General features: G+C 37.9%; 16 protein-coding genes. 12 read left to right on the forward strand and 4 right to left on the reverse strand.

What is annotated here, in order from left to right:
• Positions 1-511: 511 nt before the first annotated feature.
• Complete coding sequence (locus ABEG20_RS11570) at positions 512-2,494, reverse strand: heavy metal translocating P-type ATPase (protein ID WP_406823501.1); 1,983 nt, start codon at positions 2,492-2,494, stop codon at positions 512-514.
• A 364-nt stretch (positions 2,495-2,858) separates the two neighbouring features.
• Between ABEG20_RS11570 and ABEG20_RS11575 the strand changes: the two genes are divergently transcribed.
• Positions 2,859-4,892, forward strand: a complete 2,034-nt coding sequence (locus ABEG20_RS11575; RefSeq protein ID WP_406823502.1) for a M13 family metallopeptidase — start codon at positions 2,859-2,861, stop codon at positions 4,890-4,892.
• A gap of 406 nt (positions 4,893-5,298) precedes the next feature.
• Entirely contained in the window at positions 5,299-6,114 is an 816-nt protein-coding gene (locus ABEG20_RS11580; RefSeq protein ID WP_406823503.1) for a DUF2625 domain-containing protein, read from the forward strand.
• 65 nt (positions 6,115-6,179) lie between these two features.
• Here the strand turns inward: ABEG20_RS11580 and ABEG20_RS11585 are convergent, their stop codons facing one another.
• Positions 6,180-6,518 carry an MmcQ/YjbR family DNA-binding protein gene (locus ABEG20_RS11585; protein WP_406823504.1) on the reverse strand — a complete coding sequence of 113 codons (339 nt, stop codon included), beginning with the start codon at positions 6,516-6,518 and terminating at the stop codon, positions 6,180-6,182.
• 249 nt (positions 6,519-6,767) lie between these two features.
• Here ABEG20_RS11585 and mnmD point away from each other — a divergent pair, with 249 nt between their 5' ends.
• The 6 genes from mnmD (at position 6,768) to mazG (ending at position 11,432) form a co-directional block, all read left to right on the forward strand.
• Positions 6,768-7,433 carry a tRNA (5-methylaminomethyl-2-thiouridine)(34)-methyltransferase MnmD gene (mnmD, locus tag ABEG20_RS11590; RefSeq protein WP_406823505.1) on the forward strand — a complete coding sequence of 222 codons (666 nt, stop codon included), beginning with the start codon at positions 6,768-6,770 and terminating at the stop codon, positions 7,431-7,433.
• A gap of 273 nt (positions 7,434-7,706) precedes the next feature.
• Positions 7,707-8,654, forward strand: coding sequence for an aldo/keto reductase (locus tag ABEG20_RS11595; RefSeq protein ID WP_406823506.1), 948 nt, complete (start codon positions 7,707-7,709; stop codon positions 8,652-8,654).
• An 80-nt stretch (positions 8,655-8,734) separates the two neighbouring features.
• The gene (locus ABEG20_RS11600) at positions 8,735-9,844 is read left to right on the forward strand and encodes an AI-2E family transporter (protein ID WP_406823507.1); all 1,110 of its coding nucleotides are present in this window, start codon (positions 8,735-8,737) and stop codon (positions 9,842-9,844) included.
• Position 9,845: 1 nt separating this feature from the next.
• Positions 9,846-10,142, forward strand: coding sequence for a hypothetical protein (locus tag ABEG20_RS11605; RefSeq protein ID WP_406823508.1), 297 nt, complete (start codon positions 9,846-9,848; stop codon positions 10,140-10,142).
• 13 nt (positions 10,143-10,155) lie between these two features.
• Positions 10,156-10,605: a hypothetical protein gene (locus ABEG20_RS11610; protein WP_406823509.1), complete on the forward strand. Its 450-nt coding sequence runs from the start codon at positions 10,156-10,158 to the stop codon at positions 10,603-10,605.
• A 20-nt stretch (positions 10,606-10,625) separates the two neighbouring features.
• Positions 10,626-11,432: a nucleoside triphosphate pyrophosphohydrolase gene (gene mazG / locus ABEG20_RS11615; protein WP_406823510.1), complete on the forward strand. Its 807-nt coding sequence runs from the start codon at positions 10,626-10,628 to the stop codon at positions 11,430-11,432.
• An 81-nt stretch (positions 11,433-11,513) separates the two neighbouring features.
• Here mazG and ABEG20_RS11620 read toward each other — a convergent pair whose 3' ends face one another.
• Positions 11,514-11,897, reverse strand: coding sequence for a YchJ family protein (locus tag ABEG20_RS11620; protein WP_406823511.1), 384 nt, complete (start codon positions 11,895-11,897; stop codon positions 11,514-11,516).
• A gap of 74 nt (positions 11,898-11,971) precedes the next feature.
• Here ABEG20_RS11620 and ABEG20_RS11625 point away from each other — a divergent pair, with 74 nt between their 5' ends.
• The gene (locus ABEG20_RS11625; protein WP_406823512.1) at positions 11,972-12,772 is read left to right on the forward strand and encodes a tRNA pseudouridine synthase A; all 801 of its coding nucleotides are present in this window, start codon (positions 11,972-11,974) and stop codon (positions 12,770-12,772) included.
• A gap of 36 nt (positions 12,773-12,808) precedes the next feature.
• Positions 12,809-13,255, forward strand: a complete 447-nt coding sequence (locus tag ABEG20_RS11630; RefSeq protein ID WP_406823513.1) for a hypothetical protein — start codon at positions 12,809-12,811, stop codon at positions 13,253-13,255.
• 153 nt (positions 13,256-13,408) lie between these two features.
• On the opposite strand, the gene ABEG20_RS11635 is transcribed toward ABEG20_RS11630, so the two are convergent.
• On the reverse strand, positions 13,409-14,662 hold the full coding sequence (locus ABEG20_RS11635) for an ABC transporter permease (RefSeq protein WP_406823514.1): 1,254 nt from the start codon (positions 14,660-14,662) through the stop codon (positions 13,409-13,411).
• Between the two features lie 142 nt (positions 14,663-14,804).
• Between ABEG20_RS11635 and ABEG20_RS11640 the strand changes: the two genes are divergently transcribed.
• Together ABEG20_RS11640 and ABEG20_RS11645 are read left to right on the forward strand one after the other, a co-directional pair.
• Positions 14,805-16,073 carry an exo-beta-N-acetylmuramidase NamZ domain-containing protein gene (locus ABEG20_RS11640; protein ID WP_406823516.1) on the forward strand — a complete coding sequence of 423 codons (1,269 nt, stop codon included), beginning with the start codon at positions 14,805-14,807 and terminating at the stop codon, positions 16,071-16,073.
• 125 nt (positions 16,074-16,198) lie between these two features.
• Positions 16,199-16,405 (forward strand): hypothetical protein, encoded by a 207-nt coding sequence (locus ABEG20_RS11645; RefSeq protein WP_406823517.1) that lies wholly within the window; start codon positions 16,199-16,201, stop codon positions 16,403-16,405.
• Positions 16,406-16,443: the final 38 nt, after the last annotated feature.

Genomic DNA, 16,443 nt, shown 5'->3' on the forward strand with positions numbered 1-16,443 from the left:
AGCGGAAAGCTGAAAGACTAATGCAGGTGAACTTCAGATGAGTGTATGCACAGATAAGGGTGTTAGTTTTTTGGAAAGCAAGCACAGCATTTTATATGTCCTTGCTGTGGTCTGTAACCCAGACCTGAAGTCGGGCCACCACATCAATCAGGTTTTGAAAAATTAGTCTATGCAAAGCAAGACTTAATCATCCAGTTTCATAAAATCCTTACTCAACATCATCCAAAGCCAGTTCAAAACCCGGCAATACGGTTGATGTATTTTTTTTCACTTAGCGTGAATATTTTAGAAGGCTGAAATTTACCCATCTCATTTAAAGTATAGATCAATATACTCCTATCTCACTGGCTCACCACCCCATATTCTTTCACGCCAAATTCTTCGTAAATGCGATATTTATGAAGCAGTTCCGTTTTGGTATTGCCCAGCGATAAATTAAGAAATTAAGACATTATGTTTTAAGTAATTCCTTAATTATCTTAATTTTCGTAATGGTAAAAGTATAAATGTACTAAAATTTCATCTTCTGAATTCTCACCGCGTTTAAAATGGCCAGGAGTGCCACACCAACATCGGCAAAAACAGCCTCCCACATGGTTGCTATCCCTCCAGCCCCTAAAATTAAAACAATTGCTTTTACAGCAAACGCCAATACGATATTCTGGATCACAACATTTTTGGTGGCCTTACCTATTTTAATCGCGGTTGCAATTTTGGAAGGCTGATCGGTTTGAATGACAACATCTGCTGTTTCGATCGCAGCATCGCTACCCATTGCACCCATGGCAATGCCGATATCGCTGATGGCCAATACCGGAGTATCGTTAATTCCATCGCCCACAAAGGCGACTACGCTACTTTTTTCGCTTTTAATTTCTTCTAGTTTAGCTACTTTACCTTCAGGTAATAAATCTCCAAAATAAGTATCGATTCCTAAAACTGAGGCTACTTTTTTAACGATTGTGGTTTTATCCCCACTTAACATCACCACCTGTTTTATTCCATTTTCGTGGAGCTGTTTGATGGCCTCGGCAGCATCTTCTTTGATCTCATCTGCAATAAGCACATAACCAACATATTGCTGATCTACAGCAACCACAACGATACTGTCTTCAATTGATGAAATTCGGGGATCAAAATCAATATTAAATTTTTCCAAAAGCTTCACATTACCTGCTAAAACCTCCTTACCATTAACCAAACCCTTTAAACCCATCCCAGCAATTTCCTCCATGTTTTCGGCAGGATGAATTTCTTTCTGACCTGCGTATGCTACAATAGCCTTCGCAATTGGATGGGTAGATTTGGCCTCTACAGCCGTTAATAAGTTTAAAAAATCTGTTTCATCTATATTGCTTTCTATTGTCTGAACATTAAAAACACCTTTAGTTAGGGTTCCTGTTTTATCCATTACAACAGTGTTCAGCTTAGTAATTAAATCAAGGAAATTTGCGCCTTTAAAAAGAATACCATTTGCAGATGCCGCACCGATTCCGCCAAAATAACCTAATGGAATAGAAATGACCAGCGCACACGGGCAAGAGATAACCAGGAAAACCAGCGAACGATACAGCCAGGTTTGGAAATGATATTCGTTTCCTAAAACTAAAATTGGAATAGTAATCAGCGCAAGGGCTAAAAAGAAAACAATCGGGGTATATATTTTCGCAAATTTGCGGATAAAGAGTTCGGTTTTTGCTTTACGTGTAGTGGCATTTTGAACCATTTCCAAAATACGCGATAATGCACTGTCAGCAAAAGCTTTGGTAACTTTAACTTCGACTACTTTATCCAGGTTAAGCATCCCTGCCAAAATCGATTCACCTTTATTAATGGTGCGCGGTTTGCTCTCGCCCGTTAATGCAGCAGTGTTGAAACTGCTTTTATCACTGATCAATTCTCCGTCTAATGGGATCTTCTCACCAGCCTTTACTTGTATGGTTTCGCCAATTTCTACCTGTTCAGGATTAATATCTTCGTATTTTCCATTTCGAAATACATGTGCCACCTCTGCCCGCACATCAAGCAATGCTTTAATATTTCTTTTTGCACGGTTTACCGCAGCCATTTGAAACAACTCTCCTATACTATAGAAAAGCATCACCGTTACCCCTTCCGGATACTCGCCAATAGCAAAAGCGCCAATAGTAGCGATAGACATTAGAGAGAATTCGGTAAAAAAATCTTTGGCCTTAAATGTTTCCCAAACCTCACGTAAAACCGGAATTCCCACAGGTAAATAGGCCACAATATACCAATAAGGGCGGATGAGCTGAAATGCAGGAACCGTAAACAGGTTATCGAACACAATTCCAATCAGCAACATAACCAATGTTACGATGGCTGGCAAATAAGTTTTAAAGGCTGATGGATCTCCACCATGGTCGTGGTCATGTTCGTCGCCTTCTTCATGTGTGTGGTCATGAATATGTTTGGTTTCGGAATGTGCTTTACTGCTGCAACAGTTATCTTCTTTATCGTGTGAATGGCTCATTTATATACAATATTCTTATGACATCATTTTTTTAACACCTCCAAAACCCCAAAGTTTTTGAAAACGTAAGGCATCTGGATAAGTATTTCAAATTTATGGAAAATAATATGCTTTATTCCGAATCATTCTCAATAGCAATAATTTTTACAAGCGCACAATAAATTTTGTTAAAAAATGTTAATAGTGGTATAAAAGATTTAAAATCATGAAATCTATCAAATTTTCTTTTTCAGCATCCGACTTAATCAGGCGGCTGGGCTTAGCAAAAATTTACTACTGGTTTAACAAGTAATATTCTTAATATATAACACCAGTATTAATTAGTATTTCCTAAATTTCGCATCATTATTAACTTATTAAGCGAATGAAATACCAAAATTTGAAAAGATGTTTTGCGGCGCTGGGTATAGTCGCTGCTGGCTTTTCTGCAAATGCACAAACAAAAAAATTTATCGACCCTGCCAACATGGATCTGTCCGTTAAGCCAGGTGACGATTTCTACACCTATGCGAGTGGCAATTGGATAAAAAATAATCCGGTCCCTGCTAAGGAAACACGCTGGGGTTCATTTAACGAACTTCGCGATTTCAACATCAATGCTGTTAAATCTTTAGTGGAAGATGCAGCTGCCGATAAATCTGCTCCTGCAGGTTCGGTTAAGCGTAGAGTTGGCGATTTTTATTCTGCCGCTATGGATAGTGCAACCATTGAAAAATTAGGCTATACCCCTATTAAAGCCGATTTAGCTAAAATTAAGCAAATTAAAAACATCGAGGGTGTGCTTGATCAGGTGGCCTATATGCGCACCAATGGTTTGGGCGGTGGAATGTTCGGTTTGGGCGTTGGCCAGGACCGCAAAAACGTAAATAAATACATGGTTAACATTGGTCAGGGCGGCACAACCCTACCCGATCGTGATTATTACCTGAAAGATGATGCCCGTAGCGTTAAAATCCGCGAGGCATACAATACTTACATGGTTACCTTGTTCACTTTAACAGGAAGTTCTCCTGAAGAGGCCAAACAAAAAGCAGCAACTGTTTACAAAATTGAAAAGCAATTTGCTGAGGCACAGATGAGCCGTTTAGAAATGCGCGATCCTTATGCTACCTACAACAAGCTTACTGTTGCCGAACTAAATCAAAAAACGCCGGATATTAACTGGACAACTTATTTACCAAAATTTAAAATTAAAAATCAAGATACTGTTCTGGTTTCATCGCCTAAATTTATGGCAAGCCTTGATGGAATGTTGAAATCAATTCCCGTTGAAGATTGGAAAACCTATTTGGAATGGAACATCTTAAAAGGATCGGCTTCCAGTTTAAGTTCTCCGTTTGTGAAAGCCAGTTTCGCTTTTACACAGGCTCAAACGGGTCAGAAAGTACAAACACCACGTTGGCAACGCATGTCATCCTTAACCGACGGCACTATTGGCGAATTATTAGGTCAGCTCTACGTGGCTAAATATTTTAAGCCGGAAGCTAAAGAACGCATGAACCAGATGATTGTGAACCTGCGTAAAGCATTCGAAATCAGAATTAATGGTTTAGAGTGGATGAGCCCTGCAACCAAACAAAAAGCCTTAGCTAAATTACATGCATTTACACCCAAAGTGGGTTATCCTGAAAAATGGAAAAACTATGATGGTTTAGTGATTAATAAGGATACTTATTTCCAAAACCTACGCAATGCAAGTATTTGGGGCTATAATGAAATGATTGATCAGTTGGGGAAACCTGTTGATCGCAAACGCTTTGGAATGACCCCCCCAACGGTTAATGCCTACTACAGTCCTACATTGAACGAAATTGTTTTCCCTGCGGGTATTTTACAGTTTCCTTTCTTCGATCCAAATGCTGATGATGCCGTTAACTATGGCGGTATAGGCGCCGTAATTGGCCACGAAATGAGCCATGGTTTTGATGACAGCGGAAGCCAATATGATGCAGCCGGTAACTTAAAAAACTGGTGGACAGCTGAAGACAAAGCTAAATTTGATGCCAAAACCAAAGCTTTAGGGGAGCAATTTGATGCTTATACCGTATTGGATACCATTCATGTAATCGGTAAATTAACCATGGGTGAAAACATTGGCGATTTAGGAGGCTTAAATGCTGCCTATACGGCTTTCAAAATGACCAAACAAGGACAGAGCAAGGAGAAAATTGATGGTTTTACACCAGATCAGCGTTTCTTTTTAGCCTGGGCACAGGTGTGGAGAGGTAACATTTTACCTGAAAGTGCAGCTCAGTTAATTAAAACAGATCCGCATTCTCCAGGTCCATATCGTACCATTGGTGCTCCTGTAAATATGGATGCATGGTACAATGCTTTTGATGTTAAACCTGGCGATAAGCTATATAAAAAACCAGAAGACAGAATTAGAATGTGGTAGTTAAAGGTAGAAGGTTGAAAGATGGAGGGTTTAAGACCTAAAGTTTTCTTCCGCCCAACTATAAAGTTTAATTATTATATCACCATCAATATTACGAGCGTTCCGATATTTTCGGGACGCTTTTTTTTAGCCGTGGTGTCAGATGTTTCCATCTGATACCTACCAAAAGCATTAATTCAATCTGCCTTGGTTTCCATGTCATCACAAACAAAAGCAATTGGTATTGATAATTATACCTGTATAGGATGAAAAAACCCAAAACAACAGTCATTCCAGGGGCAATGGTTTGTGTCCCACAAGAACCAATAACTCATTCAACCTTTACCTAAATCAAAAATTAATCCTGCTCCTTTCAGCAATTCCTAATTATCATCCTATCTTTGAAAAAAACATAAGTATCCTATCCATGAAAAGCCCAACCAACTTCCTCTTTATCGTTGCTTTAACTTTATTTTCCCTCACAGGTTTTGCTCAGGAAAATAATTTAATCAGTATTGAGAAATTAATTAATAAAACAGATCCTGCGTGGCCGCTGGTAAAAAAATGGATTGATTCTGCAAAAAACAAGGTAGAGATACTACCTGTTGATTCTGCAAAGGCAAAAGAGGTTTTATATCACTCTCAAATGACAACCTATGCCACACTTGGTTCGGTAATTTACAATACCGGGGGGATTATGGTTGATAATGGCTGGATTAGAATTTTAGGTTCGGGTAGCGAAAGACTGAGCAGAAATGTAGCCGATTGGAATAAAGGAAAAACCTTAAAAGAGTATGGCGACAATATTCCTTACCTCCTCATTGCAGATGATGCCGTAGGTGGTTTTTTCGCCATTAATTATGGCGGTTTGGGCAAAGACATCAAAAACGTTTATTACCTTGAACCGAATACGTTAACCTGGCAACCGCTTGGGGCTGGCTATGGAGAATTCCTTGTTTTTTGTTTCGACAGTGACCTCTCTAAATTTTATAAGGGATTACGCTGGAACAGCTGGGATCAATTTATTGCCAATTTGGATGGAACCAAAACCTATAGTTTCCGCCCGTATTTATGGGAAGAAGGAACAGACATTAATAAATGTACGCGAAAACTTGTTGGAATTGAAGAGATGTACCGTTTTAATATTATGAAATCGAAAGAGCTGAATGCTGACAAAGGCATTAAAAAAGATGAAACCAAAGAGGAAGAAACGATGAAAGAGGAAACTAAGGGCGAGCAGTAAATACCCTTTATGTTATAAAGATAGTCTGGTGACTGATCTACACGCACAAGGACTTCGCAATAAACTTAAGCGTACCTGGCCTGCGTTTTCTTCGGCAATTTAGCTAAAACCATTGCTCTCGAATCGGCCACCCTGCTTTTCAGTTCTTTATCGTTCAACACGTCTAAGTTCTCGATCTGAATCCATTGCCGCTTTGCCATATGGTAGGCCTGAGCAATGCCGTCTCTGGCAGCAAGTTCATCAAATTCATCGGGACGGCATTTAATGGAAAAACGATTACCTTCATCTATAGCGATAATGACATAGATTTTCTCTTCGATCATAAAACACAAATGTTCCCATTTCATACCTTCTGTAGTGCCGGGCAAACTCAAACAATATGCTCTGAACGATTCGATATCCATATTTAGGGTTTAGGGTTTAGGGTTTAGGGTTTAGGGTTTAGGGTTTAGGGTAAGAACAAAGCTAAGAACAAAAGAATAAAAATTAAAGATACAAGTTGCTAGACACAAGTAGCGAGATAAATATGATCTTTAATTAATTCTTACTCCTTGAATTGTTGAATTGCTAAGTGATCGTGGAAATCCAAAAATCCTATTAATCCTGTTCCTATATTTGCATCATTACCCTGAAAAATCAAATAATCAAAGCCCATGAATATTATCACCCCTACTGCCGATGGCTCCAATACACTTTACAACGAAACCATAGGCGAACATTACCATAGTAAACACGGCGCCCTGCAAGAAAGCAAACATGTGTTCATTGATGCAGGTTTGAAATTTGCTTCCGCTAATCAAGATGAAATTTCTATTTTGGAAGTTGGTTTCGGCACGGGGTTAAATTTTATTTTAAGTTCCGAATATGGTACAGCAAATAACATTAAACTAAAATACACCAGCATCGAAGCTTTTCCGCTCGGTAAAGATATGATAGAGCAAACAGGTTATGCAGCATATGTTCCTGAAGAAATATGGACCGATTTTATTTTAAATTATCAAGAAGCATTACGAGCACCACAAAAATTAACGCCACTTTGCACGTTAGAAATTCAGCATACCACATTAGCCGAATACAGCAGTGACCAAAAATTTGACCTGATTTATTATGATGCATTTTCCGTACAGCACCAGCCCGAAATGTGGAGCGATGAAATTATTGCACATGCCTGCAGTTTCTTAAAACCGGGTGGTACTTTTGTTACCTACGCCATTACCGGAAAACTTAAAAGAGCGGTAAAAGCCTGCGGATTTAATATAGAAAAATTGCCTGGCGCCCCCGGAAAAAGGGAAATGCTTAGGGCAATTAAAGGGGGGTAAAGAATGGAAAATGTAAGATGGATGATGTGAAAAGTTCTTCATCGGAAATCCGAAAGTCTGAGGATAAGAATAGTCGTTAAACTTTTTGCCCTTCTTTACCTTTGTGTTTACATTTCTTTGGTTAAAACGATACAATAGAATAGCCTCCCAACCCAGCACCTTTCTCTTTGCGAGCCTTGCGGTTAAAAACATAATTTCATTTTGACATAATTTAGACCGCCTACTAAAACCAGTACAACCTAAAATTGTTAGAACAACATTAATATTCGTATCATGGAAAAAAGAACCTTAGGAAAAACCGATTTAAGTATTGCCCCCATTGTATTCGGAGGAAATGTTTTTGGCTGGACGATTGATGAAAAGAAATCATTTGAAATATTAGACGAATTTGTAGAAAATGGTTTCAATTTTATTGATACCGCAGATGTATATTCTCGATGGGCACCCGGCAATAGTGGTGGCGAATCGGAAACGATTATCGGCAACTGGCTAAAAAAACACAATAGGCGTCACGACATTATTATCGCGACCAAAGTAGGTTCGGATATGGGGCAAGGTAAATCATTAAAGAAAGATTACATTATAAACGAAGTAGAACATTCTCTATCGCGTTTGCAAACCGATTATATCGATCTTTATTTTTCACACTTTGATGACGAAAGCACCCCTGTTGAAGAAACCTTAAGTGCCTACGAAACTTTAATTAAGGCTGGTAAAATCCGTTGGATCGGAGCATCTAATTTTTCTGCTGACCGACTTACAGAATCATTAATTTATTCCACCAAAAATAGTTTACCACGTTACGAAGTTTACCAACCAGGGTACAACCTTTATGATAGAGCGGACTTTGAGCAGGAACACGAAAAAATCTGCCTGGATTACGGCTTAGGCGTTGTGGTTTATTATTCGCTGGCCAGTGGTTTCTTAACCGGAAAATATCGTAGTGAAAACGACCTGAACAAAAGCCAGCGTGGCGGAGGCGTTAAAAAATTTCTGAATGAACGAGGCTTTAAAATTTTAACAGCACTCGATCAGGTTGCAGGGAAACATCGTGTGGAGCCAGCTTCTGTAGCCCTGGCCTGGTTAATTCATCACCCCTCAATTACGGCCCCGATTGCAAGCGTTACTGATTTAAAACAATTAAAATCTTTCACTGAAGCTGTTAATTTAAAATTATCAGCAGAAGATATTTCTCTTTTAGATAAAGCGAGCAGCTATTAAAAATAATCTCTTATATTTAAATGCCCGATTAATGAAACAATTACTCGGGCATTTTGTATTAATCAGGATTTTTAAAATATATGAAAGACAAACTATCTTTTCTACCCAAACTAGCATTGGTTCTTTTCTGTTTAATCAGTTTAACATACATTGCCATTTTAGGCCACTCTTTACTGGCCCCCTTACTGTTTTCTTTTCTAATGGCAATACTATTATTACCTGTAGGTAATTTTCTGGAACACCGGTTAAAATTCAAAAGGAGCTTTTCAACCCTGCTATCAGTGATTCTCATGATTGCCGTAATTGGAGGAATTATATACTTTTTTGGCAACCAACTAAGTGATTTATGGGCAGATTGGCCTTTACTTAAAGAGAAAGCAAATGTTTCATATCACGAACTCCAAAAATGGATTTCTCATACTTTCGGTATAAATTCTCAGAAACAACTCAGTTATTTAAACGATAGCACAGAAAAAGCTTTGGCAACCAGTGCTGCAATTGTAGCCACAACCCTCTCTACCCTATCCTCTACCCTATTGTTTTTAGGTTTTACACTACTATTCACTTTCTTTATCTTAAACTACCGCAGGGTTTTATTTACTTTTTTAACTTCTGTTTTTAGTAAAGAACATAAAGAAAAAGTGTCAGAAATTGTGAGCCAGATTCAGTACATCATTAAAAAATATATCATAGGTCTGTTCTTACAAATGCTTATTGTTACGGTATTAATGATTACGGTACTGAGTTTACTGGGCGTTAAATACGCCGTTCTTTTGGGCCTTGTAGCAGGTATTTTTAATGTAGTCCCTTATTTGGGGATATTCTTTGCGCTGTTAGTAAGCTGTCTTATAACTTTCGCTACAGCAGGTGCTGGTAAAGTATTGCTGGTTTTGATTGCCTTTGTTGGGGTACATGCCATAGATGGAAATGTATTGATGCCATTAGTGGTGGGCTCTAAAGTAAAAATAAATGCCTTATTTGCCTTTATCGGCATTGTTGTTGGCGAAATGATCTGGGGTATCTCAGGTATGTTTTTGTGTATTCCTTATTTGGCCATCTTAAAAATAATTTTCGATAGAGTAGACAGCTTAAAACCTTGGGGCATCTTAATGGGCGAAGAACATAAGCCCGATAAAAAGAAACGGATTTACCGGATTACAAAAAAGATTAAATTAGAAGAAAAAGACTAGAATGGCCGAAAACAGATCGCCACATATTTTAAGCACTTCTGCCAATCTCCTGGGTATTTGCTTTATTGTACTTACTTCCCTTAAAAAACTTGCACTCAACGATGGTTCTTTGATTGACGAATTTGCCGTGGCTGCTGTAATGTTTTTTATGACGAGCTGTATCTTATCTTTTATTTCGATGAGAAGACAAAGAATGACCGGCCAGCGGTTGGAAAAGGCGGCAGACTTTATCTTTTTATCGGGGCTTTTGGTATTGTTTATTGCTACAATTTTAATAGCATTTAATTTAATAAAGTAGATTAGTCCACCAAATGAAACCTTTATTTGTACTTGTAATCGTTTATATTGCGCTATTAGCCTTTGGCGGTCATACCACATTTGATAAAGGAAATATTTTTGCAGGTAATATGGCCATGGGCGTAATGTTACTGTTTACTGCTATTGGCCATTTCAAATTTAAAACCAGCATGGCCGCCATGATTCCGCTGTTTATACCTAAAAAAGCAGAACTTGTACTTTTAACAGGGGCTCTGGAAATCTTGTTTGCCATCGGACTGGCCATACCAGGCACCCGGTATTTCACCGGAATAGCGCTAATTATTTTCTATATAACCATTCTACCTGCAAATATTTATGCAGCCAAACACCGCATCAATTACGAAAACCTGTATAAGCCAGGCCCAGGCCCCAAATATTTATGGTTCAGAATTCCTTTTCAGTTTTTCTTAATCACTTGGGTTTGGTACTTTAGCGTTAGATAAATCCAGTTCAACCATAAAACATGCCTAACAATCCAATTCCTGCAAGCGCCAATAATCCGGCTGATGCCTTTACACGTTTACTTACCGTTTTAGATACATTGCGTACACAATGCCCATGGGATAAAAAACAGACCATGGAAACACTACGCCATTTAACTATAGAAGAAACTTATGAGTTAAGTGATGCCATTTTAGACGGCGATTTAAACGAAATTAAAAAGGAGCTTGGTGATGTAATGATGCATCTGGTTTTCTATGCCAGAATTGCTTCCGAAACCAACGATTTTAACATTACCGATGTTTTGAATGGCGTTTGTGATAAACTGGTAAACCGGCACCCACATATTTATGGCGATGTTGAAGTGGAGAACGAAGCAGATGTTAAACGCAACTGGGAACAGATTAAATTAAAAGAAGGTAACAAATCGGTGTTGGCCGGTGTTCCATCATCACTTCCCGCTTTGGTTAAAGCGGCCCGTATTCAGGAAAAAGCCCGCGGAGTAGGTTTCGATTGGGAAGATAAAAAGCAGGTATGGGAAAAAGTGGAGGAAGAGCTGCAGGAATTTAAAACTGAATTTAATGTGACAGAACATACCGCAATCGATCTGGAAAAAGCTGAATCAGAATTTGGCGATGTATTGTTCTCCCTGATCAATTATGCGCGTTTCATCAATATCAATCCGGAAAATGCATTAGAAAAAACCAATAAAAAATTCATCAAACGTTTTCAATACCTCGAAAGCAAAGCAAAAGAAAATGGAAAAGCCCTGGCCGATATGACACTTGCTGAAATGGATATATATTGGAACGAAGCAAAAAAATTATAGCTAAAAGGAGTATAATCGCAAAATTCATATTAATTCTGCGAATGGAATCGCAAATTTTATATGAATTTTGCGATTTCAACCTTATTCATAAAATTCTCCATCCACATAATACCATTGCCCATCTTCTAACCTGAAATCAGATTTTTCATGCAATATTTCAGTCTGAAATTTCTTATTCAGGTAATAAGCCTTAAACTCTATCACATCAAAAGCCGAAAAAACAATCTCGAGCTTTAGCCATCTGGTATTTTTCGCGCTGTTTAAATAACCGTTTCTGGAATGGTTCTTTCTTTTGCTGGTATGCGTAGTTTCATAAAGATAATCCGCATCAGCTACCACAAAAGCCGAATATCTCGAACGCATTAAAGCCTCTGCGGTTGGCGCTGTTTTCGTTTTTAAATGATAGGGCTGGCAACAGTGATGAAAAGTTATTCCACTTCCACAGGGACAGTTTATTGAATGCATGATTAAAATTTATAGCACAAAAATATGATTTAATATTCCTGGTGCTAAAAATTCCGTAAAATTGCAGCAGAATAATGAGGTATTTTTTTCACATTGCCTATCAGGGCCAATATTATAACGGGTGGCAAAAACAACCTGGTATTAAAAGCGTTCAGGAAGTTATAGAACAAACCCTGTCGAAGATTTTAAAATCGCCAACTGCCATTAATGGTTGCGGACGCACCGATGCTCACGTGCATGCCAGTCAGTTTTTTTTTCATGCTGATATAGAAAAGGAGATTGATTTTGATCTGGTTTTCATTTTAAATAAAGCTTTACCCTATAATATTGCCGTATTCGACATTATTAAAATGGAAGGCAAACCACATGCCCGTTTCGATGCTGTACAGCGGAAATATGATTATTTTGTCCACACCTATAAAGATCCTTTTTTAAGCAGCCAAAGCTCCTTTTATCTATTAAACCACTTAGATTTTGATAAAATGAAGGCTGTAGTAAAATTATTGCCTCAATATAAAGATTACAGGGCTTTCTGTACGCATCCTGATAAATATGAACATACCTTATGCAATGTAATGGAAGCCGATTTATTTGTAAATGCAAAGGGCAACAGGTTGAGGTTTCATATTGCCAGCAACCGCTTTTTGGGTAAAATGATCCGCTTGACTATGGGCAAAATTTTAATGGTTGGCAAAGGAGAACTCAGTATGGATGAATTTGAAAGTGAACTGATTACCCTTAAACCTTCCAAAATATCATTACCTGCCCATCCAACAGGCCTGTATCTTTCAAAAGTTACCTATCCGTACTTAAACCTCGAACCGCGGACAGAGTTTATCCATAGTACCCATGGGATAGAATGGATTTCGATTTAAGTGTAGCGTTTTCATTTTCAACTCCGTTTAAGGAGTATGAAAGTCCAAATCTGTATTTTCCTCTTTGCCCTGATTTTAGCTTTGGGCTGTAAAAAATCCACAAACGTAAATGTTTTACTGGACGGTAATTATACAGGTGTTTTGGTCATTACCAATAGTGATAAATCTGTACCCGAAACACGGCCCATGTCAATTTCGTTGGCGGGTGGAAAATTCAATATTACACCAGGTACAAATACTCACTTAAAATCACTGAGCGGAAAAGGATCTTATACTTTCAAAAATGGCATTGGCTATTTTGAGGATGAAGGTGCCTGGACGGCAGATTTTGACTGGAATATGATGTTAAATGGCGAATATGATATTAGAAGCAGCGGAGTGGATTTAACCCTCAGAAAAAGGTTTAATAAAAAATCAGATTTTTTTCCTGGTACCACTTACGCTACCATAGATTATGAATATATTTTAAAAAGAAGCAATTAGTTTGATATAGATTTTTGTTGAAATTAATTCGATATCAAAATCTGATCCTCAGCTTTTACAAGGATAATACTACACCATAAAGGTTGAGCAATAAGGGCTTAGTTTAGGTTGCTTGGGCATCGGGAACTGATCTGACCGGTGCCCCAAGTTTTTTTATTTAAACCGGATTGCCTTAAGTGGTGAAACCTTGCTGATCAATAGCGAAGGAATAACCAAAACGGTTAAGCACACCACTACCGTAACAATATTAAGCAGCAACACATCAATAAAATGAAATTCTATGGGTGCATAAGCTAAAAAATAAGAAGCCTGATTAAGTTTAAAAATGTGTGTAGACTGCTGTAAGAAACCAAGCCCCAAGCCCAGAATATTCCCAAGTAACAAGCCAATACCAATTAAATAAGCAGCATTGTAAAGGAAAATCTTCATAATGCTCCAGTTGCTGGCCCCAAAAGATTTTAACATCCCGATCATATTGGTTTTTTCCAGAATCATAATCAACAATGCTGTAATCATATTAATTACACCTACAATAAGCATCAGAATTAATAATACTTTGGTATTAACATCTAGAAGGCCCAACCAGGTAAAAATATTAGGAAAATTTTCTTCGATGGAATACGAGCGTAAACTGCGTGGGAGACTTTCATAAATATGATCGGAAATGGGTTTAAGCCGCTTAAAATCCTTGATCCTGATTTCTATACCACCAATTTCATTAGCTTTCCAGTTATTTAAACGTTTAATGATGTTCAGGTTGCCCAGCACAAAACCCTTATCAATATCTTCTACACCAATATCGTAAATACCTACAATTTTGAATTTACGGGGACGCAACTGGTTTTGAACAAAGTACATGATAAAATCATCACCTGTTTTAAGTTTTAATCGGTTGGCCGTATATTTTGAAATCAGCAGTTCCTGCATAGCAGCTGTACTGTCAGAAAAATCGATAATGGTACCACTGATAATATGCTGTTTTATGTAATCCCATTTATAGCTTTTATCTATTCCCTTAAAATTAATGCCTTCAATTTCATTATTGGCCGATAAAATGCCGGGTTTTGTAGCAAAAGGATAATAATATTCAATATCACGGTTGTTTTTGAGCATCTTTTCCGTTTCTGCATCGGGTATGAAGGGCGAATGCTCAAATGAATTATTCAGGTCGTAACGGGTAATCTGTATATCGCCTAAATACCCCCTTACTTTATCTTGAATCTCCGTTTTAAAACCCTTGATAATGGCTATGGAAAGAATCATAACAGCCAGGCTCAGCATCACGCCTGCTATTGCAATACGTACGATAAGTTTTGAAAAAGTACGCTCAGATTTAATGGCTATCCGCCCTGCTATGAAATATTCGAAATTCAATTTAATCAGTTTGTAAGTAACAAAAATGCTCAATTCCTTTTTAAAAATGGCATTTCCGAAAATAAATAACCAACTTTAAATATCAATTATTACTGAGCATAAGAAATACCAATAGCATAATAAAATATACGGTGAATTGTTTTGATATAATTCCGGAAAATTAGCATATAATAAAATGAAAAAATACATCAGCTTTACCTTAACCAGTTTAATCGCATTATCGGCCTGTGGGCAATCCAAACCACAAGAACAAGAGGTTTTGGGCAAAAAAAGCCCTGAAAACAAAAAACTGATGATCAAGACGGTAAAATTATCAACTGCAATTAAAACCGGTGCTGAGCAGACCGAGAAGTACCTGCCGCTATTAAAAGACAAACGTGTTGGCATGGTGGTTAATCCTACATCGATTATTGGTACGCAAACATCGGTTGATAGTCTGTTGAAAAGAGGTGTAAAAATCCAGAAGATATTTGGGCCTGAGCATGGTTTTAGAGGAAATGCCAGTGCTGGTGTTACCGTTAAAGATGATGTCGACACTAAAACTGGCATAAAAGCCATATCGCTTTATGGCAAACACAGTACCCCAACAGCTGAAGATTTAGCGGATATTGATCTGATGATCTTCGATATCCAGGATGTGGGTGTCCGTTTTTACACCTATATCAATACCCTGCAACATGTTATGGAAGCCTGTGCTGCTAACAATAAAACGTTATTAATCTTAGACCGTCCAAATCCAAATGGTTATTTAATCGACGGACCGATCTTAGATCCAAAATTTAAATCGGGCATTGGGGTGCAGCCAATACCTATTGCACATGGCTTAACGGTTGGCGAATATGCACAGATGTTAAATGGCGAAGGCTGGTTGAAAGATAAGGTGAAATGCAAAATTATCATTATCAAAAATGCCAATTACGACCATAACATGGATTATACTTTACCGGTTAAACCTTCTCCTAACTTAAATACACAGCAATCTATTTTACTTTACCCATCAACCTGTTTATTTGAAGGCACTTATTTAAACCATGGCCGCGGAACAATGTTTCCTTTTACTATTGTTGGAGCGCCTTATCTTAAAGGCAAATTCGACTTTAGTTTTACGCCAAAAAGTATAAAAGGAATGTCTGAAACACCATTATTTCAAGATCAGGTTTGTTATGGATTAGACTTGCGAAATTATGATACAGCAGAATTACGCAAAAGCAAACAGATCAATTTATCGTGGTTAATTTCCTTATATCAGGCATCGCCCAAAAAAGAAGACTTTTTCAACACTAAACTGAGCAAAGAGATGGGCGTTATTGAAAGATTAGTTGGTGTTGCCGATTTCAGGCAGCAGGTAATTGACGGCAAAAGTGAAGCAGAAATCAGAGCCAGCTGGGAACCCGGCCTTAATGCATACAAAACCATGCGCAAGAAATATTTGCTTTATAATTAATGATGGAGTGAGGGAAAGATAAACTGTTTTGGAAGATTTTCAAACTTAACAGATTGAGTGTTGTTATATATAAAACGAATAGATATCTGTCTCATTCAAAAATCAATCATTCAATCACTATAAATATGAGCGGTCCAAAAGTTAAAAGCGATAAACCAGGAAGTAATTACCAGGAAGAGGTGCCAAAAGGCAGGGAACCTGTTGACCATAAAACCGTAAGAAAAGAAAACGACAGTACGCCGAATAAAGCGCCTAAAACCAGTAATCCGGCGAAACAGCGTGAAAACGAAGAACAACCTGTTCATCCGATAAAAAAGGCACCTAAAGAATAATACAGGATAAAGAATTACACCAGTTAAATTATGAATTG

This window comes from Pedobacter sp. KACC 23697, assembly GCF_045348445.1.
Lineage (GTDB): Bacteria > Bacteroidota > Bacteroidia > Sphingobacteriales > Sphingobacteriaceae > Pedobacter.